The sequence below is a fragment of the Amycolatopsis sp. NPDC051372 genome (assembly GCF_040682095.1).
GTDB lineage: Bacteria > Actinomycetota > Actinomycetes > Mycobacteriales > Pseudonocardiaceae > Amycolatopsis.
In genome coordinates this window covers 1-14,360 of record NZ_JBFBAF010000035.1, presented here as the reverse complement: position 1 = coordinate 14,360, position 14,360 = coordinate 1, and the positions used below count along the sequence as shown (strand labels likewise).

Genomic DNA, 14,360 nt, shown 5'->3' with positions numbered 1-14,360 from the left:
GTCGTATCACTCAGAACTGTCAAGGCTCCCCGGGCAGCGCGCGGGTGCCCACACGGTTTCAGCCGCGCTCGGCCAGCGCCTTCTGCAGCGCTTCGGCGGCCTGCTCACCCGAGGCCGGGTTCTGGCCGGTGATCAGGTTGCCGTCGACCACCACGTACGGACCCCAGGCCGGGCCCGAGGAGTACTCGGCGCCGGCGCCACGCAGCCGCTCCTCCAGCAGCCATGGGGCGTTCTGCGCGAGGCCGACCTGCTGCTCCTGCTCGTCGGTGAACGCGGTGAGCCTGCGGCCCTTGAACAGCCAGCCGCCCTCGGGGTCGCCGGCGGAGAAGAAGCTCGCCGGGCCGTGGCACAGTGACGCGACGACCTTGGACTCGTCCGGCAGCAGCGCGGCCAGCACGTGGGCGACGTCGGCGTTCACGGCCAGGTCCTGCATCGGGCCGTGGCCGCCGGGGATCAGCACCCCGTCGAACTCGGCCGGGTCCACGTCCTCGAGCCGCGCCGGCCGAATCCGAAGCCCACCTGCAGCGGGCCGCCCTGCGTTTTCCGGTGACGACGGTCGTCACGGCCCAGGGGTGCGAGCTGCACCCGACTGGCACCGGCGTCGACCGGTCGTTCTCGCACCTGCTCAGCGCGGTCGCCGACCTCGCCTCGCGGGGCGCGTGGCCGCGGGTGAAGGTGTGCAAGAACGACACGTGCTACACGGCGTTCTTCGACAAGACGCGCAACTCCTCGGCGCTGTACTGCAGCACGACGTGCAGCGGCCAGATGGCGACGCGCGCGTACCGCGAGCGGAAAAAGGAGTGCGCCGCTCGGTGATCAGCGGAACACAGCCGTCCGTTCAGGAGTTGAGCGTGGCATGAGCCAACTCGTGGACCGCACGATCACCGCCCTGCGCACCGAGCACGACACGCTCGCCGCCCTCGTCCGCACCCTGACCGACGAGCAGCTGGCCACCACCAGCGGCGCTGCCGAATGGACCGTCGCGCAAGCCCTGTCCCACCTCGGAAGTGGCGCGGAGATCGGCCGCGCGCCGATCGCCCGGGCCGCCGGCGAGACGGTCGCGGCCGAAGACAACCCGACGATCTGGGCCCGCTGGGACGCGTCCGCGCCGCGCGCGCAGGCCGAAGGTTTCCTGGAGCACAACGCCCGCTGGCTCGAGACCGTCGAAGCCCTCACGGCCGAGCAGCGCTCGTCGCTGACCGTCGATCTCGGCTTCCTGCCCGAGCCGGTCTCGCTGCTGACCGCCCTGGGCATGCGCCTCAACGAGGTCGCCAACCACTCGTGGGACGTGCGCGTGACCTTCGACCCCAAGGCCGGCGTCGAAGCCGCCTCGGCCGAGGTCCTCGTCGACCTGATGACCGGCCCGATCGGCTTCATGCTGGGCTTCCTGGCGAAGCCGGCCGAGCTCGGCAAGCCGGCGTCCGTCGCCATCCCGGGTGCCGGCCTGGTGATCGACGAAGGCGTCACGGTGGTGGACCACCTCGAATCGCCTTCGGCCACGTTCGACGGCCCGGCCGAAGCCTTCATCCGCCTGGTCAGCGGCCGCCTGAAGGCCCCGTACGACACCGGCGTGACCGTCGACGGCGCCCTCTCGCTCGATGACCTGCGCCGGGTGTTCCCCGGCTTCTGACGCGGGGTGTTCTCTCCGACTTGGGACGGAAGGGACAGCGGGCTGACCGGTTTCGCTCACGGTCAGCCCGTTTTCCGTCACTCCGGCGATAACCTTCGCACGTGAGCGGTTCTGGGGTGCGCGGTCTGCCGCACGGGCTGTGCGAATTCGGACGGGCGCTGATGCCGTTGTGCCACTTCATGATCGGTTGAGGACAGTGGCTGTCGACGAACCACCGACGATCCGCGTCCTGCGGTGGGGACTGTGGCTGCAGGTCCCCGCCGCCCTGATGGCGGCGGGCTTCGGGGTGGCCGAAGTCGGGGACAGCAGCGGTTGGTGGAGCGCGTTCCTCGTCGCCGGCCTGGTACTCGACGTGGTCGCCGCGGCACGTTCGCGGCGTGCGCCGTCGCGCTCGGCGATGGTGCGCGGTGGGTTCTGCGCTCGATGACCGCCCGCACCTGGCTGATCGTGGTCCAGGGAATCGTCTTGATGCTGAACGGGCACTTCTTCGCCACCCCGTCGTGGGTTCTCGCGGGGGCGCAGGCGCGCGTGGCGAGGTACGGCGCCGAGGAGTGGTTCGACGCCTGAGCCCCGCGGCGATCACGTCCGCTCGGCGACTCTTCGCACCCGGTGCACCGTCCTCGGGATCCACGCCCACAGCGCCCCGGCCGCCGCGAAGCCGACCAGGCCGCTGACGACGATCCCCAGCCCGAGCCCGGCCAGCGCGGTCACCCCGGCCAGCAGCAGCGGGCCGAGGCCGGAGCCGACGTCGGCCAGCTCGTTCCAGATGCCGATGTGCGTCGGGCGGCCGACGGTCGGCGAGACGTCGGCTCCGAGCGTCATCACGATGCCCGAGCCGAGGCCGTTGCCGAATCCCATCACCATGGCCACGAGGGCAAGCAGAACCGGCCCGTGCGTCAACGGCATGAGGACGAAGGAAGCACCGAGCACGAACGTGCAAGGGACCGCGACCCACCGGCGGCCGCGGCGGTCCATCACCTTGCCCGCCGGGTAGAAGACCAGCGCGTCGATCGCGCCGGCGAAACCGTAGATCACCGAGCTGACCGTGGGCGACAGGCCGAGGTGGGCCGCCCACAGGGGAACGACGGTCTGGCGCGTCTGCCGGATCCCCGACAGCAGCAGGATGCCGACGCCGAGCGTCGCGTACACCCGCCACTTCTGCTTGACCATCCCCCACGTCGTGATCGCCGCCGCGGCCGCGCGGTGCTCCTCGGTCGTCTCCAGATCCGGCACCCGGTACACGACGATCCCGGCGGCGAGCACCGCGACGAGGCTCAGGTAGTACGCGCCGGCCTGCCCCCAGACCTGCATCGCCGCGGCCCCGGCGAACGGACCCAGGAACAGCCCCACGCGCATCGTCCCGCCGAGCGTCGACAACGCCCGCGCCCGCATGTGCAGCGGCACCGCCTCGGTCAGGTACGACTGTCGCGCCAGGCCGTACACCGCGCTCGCGGCGCCGATCAGCAGCACGCCGGCGCCGTAGACCAGCAACGCGGACTGCCCCGAACCGATGTTGACCAGGCACAGCGCCAACCCGACGGCCGTGACCCCGGCCGCCACCAACATCGACTTCCGCTCACCGACCCGGGTCGCGAGGATGCCCGCCGGGATGTTCGTGATCAGCGAACCGATCCCGAGCAACGCCCCGATCAACGCCGCCACCGACGTCGTGGCCCCGCGGTCGATCGCACTCAGCGCGACGACCGGCAGCATCGACCCCTCCGCCAGCCCGAACAACGCGGCGGGCCCGTACACCGCGACGGCCACCGACCGCAGCCGGAACTCCTCAACCATGCCCGGCCACCACCGCGATCACCAGGTCGCGGTCAGGACCGTCCGCTCTCCGAGCGCAGGAGTGCCACAGAGCGCGGAGACTTGGTATTTCGGCAGCGAGAAGTCCTGTGCTCACGGGCCGATCTTCGCAAGCCCGGCCCTTTCACCGGCCCGCTCGTGGCGAGTCCCACACCGGTCTCCGACCGTCTGGAGCACAACTCGCGCCGCAGAACTACACAATTCTCCTTCAACGGACTTTCCGCCGGCTCGGCTCCCGTGTTCGCCGACGATCATCCGATGTCGGACTCCGACCGGATCAGCGAGATCTCCAACGACACCGAGATCTACGCCAACGCCGGCGAACGGATCGTCCAACCCCGCGGCGAGTGGCATACCTTCCGGAACGACACAGACGAGCCCGCCGCCGTCCTCGGTGATCGAACGCCACCAGCCGGTCTCCTGACGGGGCCGGTCAGAACTGGTCGACGTCCACAATGGCCTTGGCGAACGGCTGCGGGGCTTCCTGCGGAACGTTGTGACCGATCCCGGTGAACGTGCGGTGCTCGTACTTGCCCGTGAACTTGTCGCGATAGGCCTTGCCGTCGGCCGCAGCGGCGTCGAAGTCGCTGCCGATCGTGATCGTCGGAACGCCGATCTTCGGCGAGGCCTGAAGTTTCTGTTCGTAGACGTCGTACTGCGGTTCGCCCGGGGCAAGGCTTTGGCGCCAGCGGTAGTTGTGCACGACGATGGCCACGTGGTCGGGGTTGTCGAACGACTGCGCTGTGCGGTCGTAGGTCGCGTCGTCGAAGTGCCACTTCGGAGAGACGTTCTTCCAGATCAGCTTGTTGAAGTCGTGCCGGTACTTCGCGTAGCCCAGCTCGCCGCGATCCGTGGCGAGGTAGTACTGATACCACCACCCGTATTCGGCCAGCGGGGCCAGCGGCTCCTTGTTGACCGCCAGGTTGTTGATGCCGTAGCCGCTCACCGCCACCATCGCCTTGACGCGTTCCGGCCACAGCGCCGCGATGACGTCCGCGGTGCGCACCCCCCAGTCGTAGCCGCCGAGGATCACCTTGTCGAGGTGCAGGGCGTCCATCATGGCCACGATGTCGAGCGCGACCGCCGCCTGCTGTCCATTGCGGACGGTGTCCTTGGACAGGAACGTCGTCGGGCCGTAGCCGCGCAGGAACGGTGCGAAGACGTGGTAGCCGGCGCCGGCGAGCAGCGGGCCGACGTCGACGTAGCTGTGCGGGTCGTACGGCCAGCCGTGGAGCAGAATCACCGGCTTGCCCGTGGCCGGGCCCCACTCGGCGTACCCGACGTCGAGCAGCCCGGCCTTGACCTGTTTGATCGGGCCGAGCGAGGTGTTCTTGCCGGAGCCCGCCCTGAGGTCGTCGCCGGGCGCGGCGGCCGGCGCGCTCTGTCCGGTGGAACACGCGGCCAGCGACGCGGCCGCCGCTGTCGCGGCGAAGGCCTGGCCGAACTGCCTCCGGTTGATCATCGGAACTCCTTGGGTGGATCGCGCGTTTTCGTTGACTCGGAAAACCTATGTGGACAGTGATCTTCGGCGCGAGCGTCAGATGACGCTGTCGGTGTACGTCACGCCTGAGGGCGTCGGTTTTCGGGCGCGGCAAGGGTTCCGTGGACGGTGATCGTCTCCCCGTGCCGCACGAACCGGATGTCCGGAAGCCGGCGACGAAGCCAGTCGAGGACGAAGTAGTTGGCGCCGAGCACATCGCACCGCACCCGCGTCGAACCGCCGTCGGAGAGGGCGTTCGCCATCTCCCGCAGGAGTTTCCGGCCGATGCCCCGGAACTGGTAGTCCTCGGCGACGACGATGCCGATGTCCACGCCGTCACCGTCGTGCTCGGTCGCCATCAGGTGCCCGACCACGGTCTCCCCGTCGAGAGCGAGGAGCACGACTTGGCCGGGCGCGACCGTGGTCAGCGTCGTGAGCAGAGCCGGCGAGATGTGCCGGATGCCGGAGAAGAACCGGTGGTACCGGCTGGCGAGCGACAGTCCGATGAGGAATCTGCCGACCGGTTCACCGTCCTCGGCAGAAGGTTCGCGCACGACGATCCGCGCCGCGAGGTCGGCTTCAGGCGCCATGGAACCTCACAGCGTCAGCACCGGAAGCCCCAGTGCCTCGGCCGATTCCGCGCGCATCTCGACTTTGCGGATCTTGCCGGTCACGGTCGTGGGGAACTGCTCCACCAGACGCACGTACCGCGGGATCTTGTAGTGCGCCAGTTTTCCCCTCGCGAAGGCGCGGATCGCGTCGGCGTCGAGCGGCGCCGCGCCGGCCCGCACCTTGACGCACGCGCACAGCTCCTCGCCGAACCGCTCGTCGGGCACCCCGACCACCTGCACGTCCTCGATGTCCGGATGCGTGTAGAGGAACTCCTCGATCTCGCGCGGATACACGTTCTCCCCGCCCCGGATCACCATGTCCTTGATCCGGCCGACGATCAGCGCGTACCCGTCCTCGCGCATCACGGCGAGGTCACCGGTGTGCATCCAGCCGTCGGCGTCGAGCGCGTCCGCCGTGCGCTCGGGGTCGTTCCAGTACCCGATCATCACCGAATAGCCGCGCGTGCAGAACTCGCCCGGCGTCCCGCGTTCCACGGTTTCACCGGTCTCCGGATCGACGATCTTGATCTCGACGTGCGGGTGCACGCGCCCGATCGTCGCGGTGCGCCGGTCGAGGTCGTCGTCGGCGAGCGTCTGGCAGGAGACCGGCGAAGTCTCCGTCATCCCGTACGCAATGGACACTTCCGCCAGGTGCATCTCGGTGACGCAGCGCTTCATCACCTCGACAGGACACGGCGCGCCCGCCATGATCCCCGTGCGCAGCGTGCTCAGATCGTACTCCGCGAACGCGGGCAGCGCCTGCATGCCGATGAACATCGTGGGCACGCCGTACACCGCCGTGCAGCGTTCGTCCTGAATGGACCGCAATGTGGCCGCCGGGTCGAACGCCGGGCCCGGGATGACCATCGCGGCGCCGTGCGTGGTGCAGCCGAGGTTGGCCATCACCATGCCGAAGCAGTGATAGAACGGTACCGGGATCGCCAGCCGGTCAACGTGGGTGAAGCCGATCGTCTCGGTGACGAAGAAGCCGTTGTTCAGGATGTTGCGGTGGCTCAGCGTGGCGCCCTTGGGAAAGCCCGTGGTGCCCGACGTGTACTGGATGTTGATCGGGTCGTGCGGGCTGAGCGAGGCCAGGCGCCCGGCGAGGTCCTCCTCACCCGTCGCGCAGTCGAGCAGCTGCTGCCAGTCGTCGGTGTCGAGGTACACGACGGTGCGCAGCGCGGTGCCGGCACGGACCTCGTCGATCATGGCCCCGTAGTCACTGGTCTTGAACGTGCTCGCCGAGATCAGCAGCGTGACACCGGACTGTTCGAGCGCGTACGCCAGCTCGTGTGTACGGTACGCCGGGTTGATGTTGACCAGGATCGCGCCGATCTTCGCGGTGGCGTACTGCGTGATCGTCCACTCGGCACAGTTCGGCGCCCAGATGCCGACGCGGTCGCCCTTTTCGACCCCGACCGCCATCAACGCCCGGGCAAGCGCGTCGACGTCCGCATTGAGCTCGGCGTAGGTCCAGCGTCGCCCGGTCGCGAACTCGACGAGGCCCTCGCGGTCACCGTGCGCGGCGACAGTGCGTTCGAAGTTCGCGCCGATCGTCTCTTCGAGCAGGGCCGGGCGGTCGGCGCCGCGGGCGTAGGAGAGCATGATCCACTCCGATCACTTGAGTTCGGCGGACGACTTGCCGAGCAGCCGGCGCGCCACGATGAGCTGCTGGATCTGTTGCGTGCCTTCGAAGATGTCCATGATCTTCGCGTCGCGCGCCCACTTCTCCAGCAGCGAGTCCTCCGAATAGCCGAGGCTGCCGGCGAGCGCGACGCAGCCCAGCGCGATGTCCGTCGCGCTGCGGCCGGCCTTCGCCTTGGCCATGGACGCGTGCATCGAGTTCGGCCGGGCGTTGTCCGCCAGCCACGCCGCTTCCAGGGTGAGCAGGTAGGCCGCCTCGTAGTCGGCCTCCAGGTCCAGGAACGTCGCGACGGCCGCGGGTTGCCGCGGGCCGGCCCGGTCGTAGTCGATGGTCAGGCCGGCCTCGGCGAGCAGCGTGCGCGTCTCGTCCAGCGCGGCGCGGGCCACGCCGACGGCCATCGCGGCGACCAGTGGACGGGTGTTGTCGAACGTCTGCATCACCCCGGCGAAGCTGCGTTCGACGTCGATCTCCGGGTCGCCGAGCAGGTTTTCGCGCGGAACCCGCACGTTGTCCAGGCGCAGGTGCGCGGTGTCGGAGGCGCGGATGCCGAGCTTGTGCTCCAGCCGCACGAGTTCGAACCCCGGCGTGCCCTTCTCGACCACGAACGACTTGATCGCCGCCCGGCCCAGCGCGCGGTCGAGCGTCGCCCACACCACGACGACGTCGGCGCGCTCGCCGGAGGTGACGAAGATCTTCTCGCCGTTGAGCACGTAGTCGTCGCCGTCGAGCACAGCCGTGGTGCGGATGGCGGCCGAGTCCGAACCGGTGTCCGGCTCGGTGATGGCCATGGCCGCCCACTTGCCCGCGAACCGCTTCGCCTGCTCGCCCTTCGCGACCGAGGCGATGGCGGCGTTGCCGAGGCCCAAGCGCGGCATTGACAACAGCATTCCCGCGTCACCCCAGCACAGCTCCATGATGCCGAGCACGCTGGCGAGGTTGCGTCCATTGCGGACTTCCCCGGTGGCCACCTGCCCGCCACCCGCGGTATTCAGGTCGTCGGCGAGGGGCGTCAGCGCGTCGAGCTCCGGCGGACGCGTGTGCTCGTCGCGGTCGTTGCGGCGGGAACCCGGCCGGAGCAGCTTCTCCGCGGTGAGATGGGCCTGGTCGACCACTGTGGACAACCGGGCCGGCACTTCGAGGTGGATCACTGGCTTGCTCCTTGCGTACCGGTTCAGACGAGCAGGACACCGCTGGCGACCCCGACCGCGCGCAGGTCGCGGTACCAGCGTTCGACGGGGTGTTCCTTCACATAGCCGTGCCCGCCGAGCAACTGCACGCCGTCGCTGCCGATGCGCATGCCCTTGGCCGCGCACAACCGGCGGGCAAGCTCGGTCTCACGGGCGAACGGCAGGCCGGCGTCGGCGCGAGCGGCCGCGCGATAGGTGGCCAGCCGCATGCCTTCGAGCTCGATTGCGACGTCGGCGACCTTGAACGCGACACCCTGGCGGTGGCTCACCGGCTCGCCGAAGGCGACGCGCTCGTTGACGTACGGGATCACGTAGTCGAGCACGGCCTGCGCCGTGCCGACCGCGAGCCCGCACCAGGCCAGGCGCGACAGCCGCACGCACTCCGTGTAGGCGGCCGGGTCGGCGTCGCCCAGCAGGGCCGTTTCGGGCACGTGCACCGTCGCCAGATCCAGCCGTCCGGTGCCGGCCGCGCGCAGGCCCATCGCGGGCTCGGGCTCGACGCTCGTCCCCGGCGCATTCGCCTCGACGACGAACAGTGCGGGACCGTGGCCGTCCAGCTCGGCCGCGACCACGAAGAGCTCGCCCTGCGCAGCCCGCGGCACCAGCGACTTGGCGCCGTCGAGGACGAACCCGCCCGGCGTGCGGCGGGCCACCGTGCGCAGCTCGAACGGGTCGAACACGGCACGCGGCTCGAGGATGGCGAGAGCCGCGGCCGGCACGGTGTCGCCGACGAACGCGGGCAGGTACGCGGTCTGCGCCTCGCCACTCCCCCACAGCACGAGCGCCGTGCTGACCGCGGAGGACGCGAGGCACGCCACGGCCAGCCCCATGTCGCCGGCGGCCAGGGCCTCGGTGACCAGGGTCGCCGTGACCGCGGACCGCGCGGTCGCGACCCCGCCGAGTTCCTCGGGCACACCCAGCAGGCTGAGGCCGAGCTCGGCGGACTTGGTGAGCAGGTCGTCCGGCGCTGCGCACCCCGCGTCGGCCTCACCCGCCCGCGCGCGCAGGTGCTCGGCGGCGAACTCGGCCACGGTGTCGCGGATCAACCGCTGGTCCTCGCTCGGGGTGAAGTCAAGCAGGTCGGGCGGGGTGTCGAGCCCGGGCCGGCGGGGTTCACTGCTGGCCATGACAAATCTCCTGACGTGCTAGTACGGGCTTGGGCCCTGGGGGAAGAGTGAGCTCGGACTCCGGAAGCGCGGTGGTGCTCAGGCCTTCTTGGCGCGAGTCCCGGCACGACGACGAGCGGGGGCGGGCGCCTGGCCGAGGCCGGCGATCAACGCGTCGAGCCCGAGGCGCCAGCGGCGGTCCACCGACTGCTTCGAGCCGCCCAGCCGGTGCGCGCTCTCGGCCGCCGCGATGCCCTGGACGTAGGCGAAGAACACGTGCGCGATGTCCGTCGGGTCCGCCGCGAACAGGCCGGCGTCGACGGCGGTGCGAATGTGGTGCACGAAGATCTTGCGCACCTTGACGCCGGCTTTGTCCTCGTCCTGCGTGGGATCGAAGTCGGTGAACGGGCGCGAGAACATGATCTCGGCCAGCACTGGGTTCGCGACCACGAAGTGCCGGAAGGCTTCGGCGAGGTGCCGCAGGGCATCCAGCGGGTCGTCGGTGGCCGGCAGCGCCGCCAGATCGTCGCCCAGCAGGCGGAAGCCCTCGAAGAAGACCTCGCGGATGAGACCCGCCTTGTCGCCGAACACCTCGTAGATGGCCGGGACCGAGGCCTCGGCCCGGCGGGCGACGGTGCGCGTGGTCAGCCCCACCACGCCCTCCTCGGCGAGCACCGCGAGCGCACTGGCCAGCCCGCGCTCGCGCAGCGCTTCGGTGCGTTGCTTCACCCGGGGCACAGCACGATCGTAACACTCTGCCTCCCTGGTGTGAACCGAAGTTACGGAACGTCGATACGGAACAACGTTACGCTTGCCCCCACTATGCATCGGCGCACGCCTCGCCGCTACCCTTGAATGGGGGTAACCGCGTTGTCGGCCTCCGGCAGCTCTGCCACGATCGCGATCATTCCCCTTGCCTGCCAACGGAAAATTCCGAGGAGAGCGTTGTACGTCACCTGGACAGCCCGGTTAGCGAGCGCTAACATCGACGTTGTTAACGACCGCTAACAACGGGTCTCGACGAGCAGGTGTGCGCCGGTCAGGCGCGGCTCGTGACCGAAGCGACGAGAGTGCCGCACACACGATCACCGCCCCGGAAAATCGCCGGGTTCAGCGGTCCGCCTCGGCCACCAGGTGACGCCGAACGAACAATTGTCCTTTGGACTCGAGGGAGTCATCGTGATCGACAACAGGCTCAGCGAGGAATACGAAGAACTGCGCAAGACGGTCGCCGCGTTCGCGCGCGATGAGGTCGCGCCGGTGATCGGCGAGTTCTACATGCGCGAAGAGTTCCCCTACGAGATCGTGGCGAAGATGGGTGAAATGGGCCTGTTCGGCCTGCCCTTCGACGAGGCGTACGGCGGCATGGGCGGCGACTACTTCGCAATGTGCCTGGCCGTGGAGGAACTGGCCCGCATCGACTCGTCGGTCGCGGTCACCTTGGAAGCCGGCGTGTCGTTGGGCGCCATGCCGGTCTACCGGTTCGGCACCGAGGAGCAGAAGCAGGAATGGCTGCCCCGGCTGTGCACCGGGCGGATGCTCGGCGCGTTCGGCCTCACCGAGCCGGGCGCCGGTTCCGACGCCGGCGGCGCGCGGACGACCGCTGTCCGCAAAGGTGAGGACTGGGTGATCAACGGCTCGAAGGCCTACATCACCAACTCCGGCACGGACATCACCGGTGTGATCACCGTCGCCGCGGTGACCGGCACGGACGACAAGGGCGCCAAGGAGATCTCGACGATCATGGTGCCGTCGGGCACGCCCGGCCTGAGTGTGTCCAAGCCCTACTCGAAGGTCGGCTGGGCCGCCTCCGACACGCGTGAGCTCGGGTTCGACGACGTCCACGTGCCCGCCGCGAACCTGCTCGGCGGCCTCGGCCGCGGCTACGCGCAGTTCCTCTCCATCCTCACGGAGGGCCGGGTCGCGGTGTCCGCGCTGGCCACAGGGCTCGCGCAGGGCTGCGTCGACGAATGCGTGCGCTACGCCAACGAGCGCGAGACCTTCGGCCGGCCCATCGGCAAGTACCAGGCGATCCAGTTCAAGATCGCGGAGATGGAGGCCCGCACGCACACCGCGCGGCTGGCCTACTACGCGGCGGCCGCGAAGATGCTGCGCGGCGAGCCGTTCAAGCGCGAGGCCGCCATCTCCAAGCTCATCTCCTCCAACGCGGCGATGGACAACGCCCGCGACGCCACGCAGATCTTCGGCGGCATGGGGTTCATCAACGAAGCCCCGGTCGCCCGGTACTACCGCGACGCCAAAATCCTCGAGGTCGGCGAAGGCACGAGCGAGGTGCAGAAGATGCTCATCGCCCGCGAGCTCGGGCTCTGACGCGCTCGCTCGAAGGGCGGGGCCCGGGGTGCGCCCGGGGCCCCGGTGAAGAAGGTATGTCGACCAATAGTAGGTCGTCCTATTAAATCGGAGGTACGATCCCGCCATGGAAGGCACTCGGACATACAGCTGGGTGGACCCCCAGGAGATGGCCAAACTCAGCCGCGAGATGGACGGGCTCGAGTTCAGCCGGCACCTGCTCGACGCCGGCGAGTCCGGGATCATGCCGATCGCCGCGACACTGGGCTTCCGCCTCGCCGAGATCGAGTCCGGCCACGCCGTGCTCGTGGGCGAGGTCGGCGAGCACCTCTACAACCCGATCGGCATCGTCCACGGCGGGGTCGCCGCGACGCTGCTCGACAGCGCCGCCGGTTACGCCGTGCAGACGACGGTGCCGGTCGGGAGCACCTACACCACTTTGGACCTTTCGGTGCACTACCTGCGACCGCTCACCGCGGACATCGGCGCGCTCCGTGCTACCGGCAACGTGATCAACCGGGGCCGGCGGACCGCGCTGGCGCACGCCGAGATCCGCGACGCGAAGGATCGGCTGCTCGCGCACGCGACGAGCTCATGCATGGTGTTCACCACCGACGCGTGACGGTGACGAGGCGGACATGAACGGACCCGAACTGCGCTCCCGTCGTCCACTGTGTCCCACCCCGCCGGCCACAGTGGACGACGGGAGCGCGATCCGGCGCATCATCGACGACCTGCTGCCCGAGCGGCTGGAGCGGCTGCGGAAGGTGACCGGCCTGCCGATCGCCCTCGGCGGCACCACCCGCCACGGCGCCTCCGGCCTTCACCTGGTGCTCGACCGCCTGATGGGCAACTCGGGTGATGCGTTGCGGGGGCTCGTCGTGCAGCCCGGGAAAGGGCTCGGCGGGTGCGTGCTGCGCAGCCGGACCCCGTTCCGCGTCAACGACTACGCGTCCACGATGGCGATCACCCACGAGTACGACGTCGTGGTGCGCGAGGAGGGATTGACGTCGGTCTTCGCCGTACCCGTGCTGGTCCGGGGTGAGGTGCGCGGGGTTCTATACGGCGCGGTCCGGGAAGGCAACCCGATCGGCGACCGGACTGTGCGCAGTGCCGTGGTGGTCGCCGATCAACTTCAGTTCGATGTGGAGGGACAGCTGCGCCGCGATCCCGGTCATGCCGCCGTCCGCTCGCGGGGCGCGCTCGCCGAGCTCGCCGCGCTCATCCGTGACACGAGCGATCCGCAGCTGCGTGCGCGGCTGGAGCGGATCCAGGCGGACCTGACGGGTGAACCCGTGCGGGCCGAGATCGCGGCGTCCGCGTCGCTCGCGCCCCGGGAGATCGACGTGCTGCGGCTGGCGGAGGTGGGGGCCAGCAACCTGGAGATCGCCGCCCGGCTGGGGCTGAGCCTGGAGACCGTCAAGGCCTACCTCCGATCGGCGATGCGCAAGCTGGAAGTCCACAACCGAACAGCCGCCGCTCATCAGGCACGGCTGAACGGTCTCTTGTGAGCGGACGGGGCCACGACTGTCGTGGCCCCGTCCGGCTGTACTAGCCGAGTTTGCCGACCGGCAGCACCTGCCGACCGTAGGTCGCGGTCATGATGTCGGCCGTGCCCCGGTAGAGCCCGAGGACGGCGAACACCACGGTGACGTACCCGGAAGCCTGCACGAAGCCCTCGCTTCCACTGTGGACGCCGATCACGAGGAGCACCAGTGCCGCCAGAAGCAGCACCAGCACGCTGACGAGCACCGCGTCCGTCCGCAGCGCCGAGACGAGGAAGACGAACGTGAGCACGGCGAACATCGCGAGGAACACCGTGAGTCCGCTCGACACCGCGGCGGCGGGATCGACGTTCGCCTTGGTCGCGGCTTCGACCACCTTCTCCTCGAACGTCGTCTGGATGAAGCCGTAGATGACCCAGAACGGCCCGAAGCTGCCGAACACGACGGCGCCGAACACGTTGCCGCGCACCACTTCGAGCACGGCGACCATGATCTGGATCGCGCCACCGAAGAAGAAGGCCACCGGGATCACGAGGGCGGCACCGGCGGTGTTGACGAAGTTTCCGTTGTAGAGGCCGAGCATGAGCGAGGTGGCGGAGAAGGCCAGGATCGCCCACGCACCGGGGTCGGCGATCGGGACGGTCCGCCCGGCCGGCCGGTCGAAGGTCTTTTCGCTGATGAGAGAGTCGTGCTGAACAACACTGGTCGTACGAGTTCTCCTTGGGGGTTGGCGACCAGTAAAGGTCGTGCACGCCCGAGGGGCTACCCCCGGCCGGGGGTGACTTCGCCGTAGGGAACCCGTCCGGTGACACGCAATCCGTAGCCCTCCAGGCCGACGCGTTTGCCGGGGTTGTCGGAGAGCAGGCGCATGCTGCGGATGCCGAGATCAAGCAGGATCTGGGCACCGGTGCCGTAATCCCGTGCGTCGGCCGCGACACCGAACGAGAGGGTGGCGTCCACAGTGTCCTGATCGGCGTCTTGCAGCTGGTAGGCCTGCAGCTTGTGCAGCAGCCCGATGCCGCGGCCCTCGTGGCCGCGGATGTAGAGCACGACGCCGCGGCCCTCGTCGGCCAC

16 protein-coding genes and 1 pseudogene are annotated in these 14,360 nt (G+C 69.4%); 7 read left to right on the top strand and 10 right to left on the bottom strand.

Going from position 1 to position 14,360, the window contains the following annotated elements:
- Window positions 1-58: 58 nt before the first annotated feature.
- Window positions 59-508: a type 1 glutamine amidotransferase domain-containing protein gene (locus AB0M56_RS39895; protein WP_364186167.1), complete on the bottom strand. Its 450-nt coding sequence runs from the start codon at window positions 506-508 to the stop codon at window positions 59-61.
- A gap of 38 nt (window positions 509-546) precedes the next feature.
- On the opposite strand from AB0M56_RS39895, the gene AB0M56_RS39890 reads away from it, so the two are divergent.
- From AB0M56_RS39890 to AB0M56_RS39875, 4 genes are all read left to right on the top strand, one after another.
- The gene (locus AB0M56_RS39890; protein WP_364186020.1) at window positions 547-816 is read left to right on the top strand and encodes a CGNR zinc finger domain-containing protein; all 270 of its coding nucleotides are present in this window, start codon (window positions 547-549) and stop codon (window positions 814-816) included.
- A gap of 40 nt (window positions 817-856) precedes the next feature.
- A complete protein-coding gene (locus AB0M56_RS39885; protein ID WP_364186019.1) occupies window positions 857-1,630 on the top strand; it encodes a maleylpyruvate isomerase family mycothiol-dependent enzyme in 774 nt (257 codons plus the stop codon).
- Window positions 1,631-1,826: 196 nt separating this feature from the next.
- Complete coding sequence (locus AB0M56_RS39880) at window positions 1,827-2,057, top strand: hypothetical protein (protein ID WP_364186017.1); 231 nt, start codon at window positions 1,827-1,829, stop codon at window positions 2,055-2,057.
- Entirely contained in the window at window positions 2,054-2,197 is a 144-nt protein-coding gene (locus AB0M56_RS39875; RefSeq protein ID WP_364186015.1) for a hypothetical protein, read from the top strand. The genes AB0M56_RS39880 and AB0M56_RS39875 overlap by 4 nt, the downstream gene beginning before the upstream one ends.
- 12 nt (window positions 2,198-2,209) lie before the next feature.
- Here AB0M56_RS39875 and AB0M56_RS39870 read toward each other — a convergent pair whose 3' ends face one another.
- The 7 genes from AB0M56_RS39870 to AB0M56_RS39840 form a co-directional block, all read right to left on the bottom strand.
- Window positions 2,210-3,424, bottom strand: a complete 1,215-nt coding sequence (locus AB0M56_RS39870) for an MFS transporter (RefSeq protein WP_364186013.1) — start codon at window positions 3,422-3,424, stop codon at window positions 2,210-2,212.
- Between the two features lie 451 nt (window positions 3,425-3,875).
- Window positions 3,876-4,904: an alpha/beta hydrolase gene (locus AB0M56_RS39865; RefSeq protein WP_364186012.1), complete on the bottom strand. Its 1,029-nt coding sequence runs from the start codon at window positions 4,902-4,904 to the stop codon at window positions 3,876-3,878.
- A gap of 98 nt (window positions 4,905-5,002) precedes the next feature.
- Entirely contained in the window at window positions 5,003-5,512 is a 510-nt protein-coding gene (locus tag AB0M56_RS39860; protein WP_364186010.1) for a GNAT family N-acetyltransferase, read from the bottom strand.
- Between the two features lie 6 nt (window positions 5,513-5,518).
- Window positions 5,519-7,138 carry an AMP-binding protein gene (locus tag AB0M56_RS39855; protein ID WP_364186008.1) on the bottom strand — a complete coding sequence of 540 codons (1,620 nt, stop codon included), beginning with the start codon at window positions 7,136-7,138 and terminating at the stop codon, window positions 5,519-5,521.
- Window positions 7,139-7,150: 12 nt separating this feature from the next.
- Window positions 7,151-8,326: an acyl-CoA dehydrogenase family protein gene (locus AB0M56_RS39850; RefSeq protein WP_364186007.1), complete on the bottom strand. Its 1,176-nt coding sequence runs from the start codon at window positions 8,324-8,326 to the stop codon at window positions 7,151-7,153.
- A 23-nt stretch (window positions 8,327-8,349) separates the two neighbouring features.
- Window positions 8,350-9,492, bottom strand: coding sequence for an acyl-CoA dehydrogenase family protein (locus AB0M56_RS39845; RefSeq protein ID WP_364186005.1), 1,143 nt, complete (start codon window positions 9,490-9,492; stop codon window positions 8,350-8,352).
- A gap of 78 nt (window positions 9,493-9,570) precedes the next feature.
- A complete protein-coding gene (locus AB0M56_RS39840) occupies window positions 9,571-10,209 on the bottom strand; it encodes a TetR/AcrR family transcriptional regulator (protein WP_364186003.1) in 639 nt (212 codons plus the stop codon).
- Between the two features lie 441 nt (window positions 10,210-10,650).
- Between AB0M56_RS39840 and AB0M56_RS39835 the strand changes: the two genes are divergently transcribed.
- The 3 genes from AB0M56_RS39835 (at window position 10,651) to AB0M56_RS39825 (ending at window position 13,292) form a co-directional block, all read left to right on the top strand.
- Window positions 10,651-11,802, top strand: a complete 1,152-nt coding sequence (locus AB0M56_RS39835; RefSeq protein ID WP_364186001.1) for an acyl-CoA dehydrogenase family protein — start codon at window positions 10,651-10,653, stop codon at window positions 11,800-11,802.
- A 106-nt stretch (window positions 11,803-11,908) separates the two neighbouring features.
- Window positions 11,909-12,403 (top strand): PaaI family thioesterase, encoded by a 495-nt coding sequence (locus AB0M56_RS39830; RefSeq protein WP_364185999.1) that lies wholly within the window; start codon window positions 11,909-11,911, stop codon window positions 12,401-12,403.
- 16 nt (window positions 12,404-12,419) lie between these two features.
- Window positions 12,420-13,292, top strand: coding sequence for a LuxR C-terminal-related transcriptional regulator (locus AB0M56_RS39825; protein WP_364185997.1), 873 nt, complete (start codon window positions 12,420-12,422; stop codon window positions 13,290-13,292).
- 40 nt (window positions 13,293-13,332) lie between these two features.
- Here AB0M56_RS39825 and AB0M56_RS39820 read toward each other — a convergent pair whose 3' ends face one another.
- Both AB0M56_RS39820 and AB0M56_RS39815 read right to left on the bottom strand, forming a co-directional pair.
- Window positions 13,333-13,920 (bottom strand): acetate uptake transporter, encoded by a 588-nt coding sequence (locus AB0M56_RS39820; protein WP_364186165.1) that lies wholly within the window; start codon window positions 13,918-13,920, stop codon window positions 13,333-13,335.
- A gap of 128 nt (window positions 13,921-14,048) precedes the next feature.
- Window positions 14,049-14,360, bottom strand: a pseudogene (locus AB0M56_RS39815) (bifunctional 3,4-dihydroxy-2-butanone-4-phosphate synthase/GTP cyclohydrolase II); the annotation flags it as partial.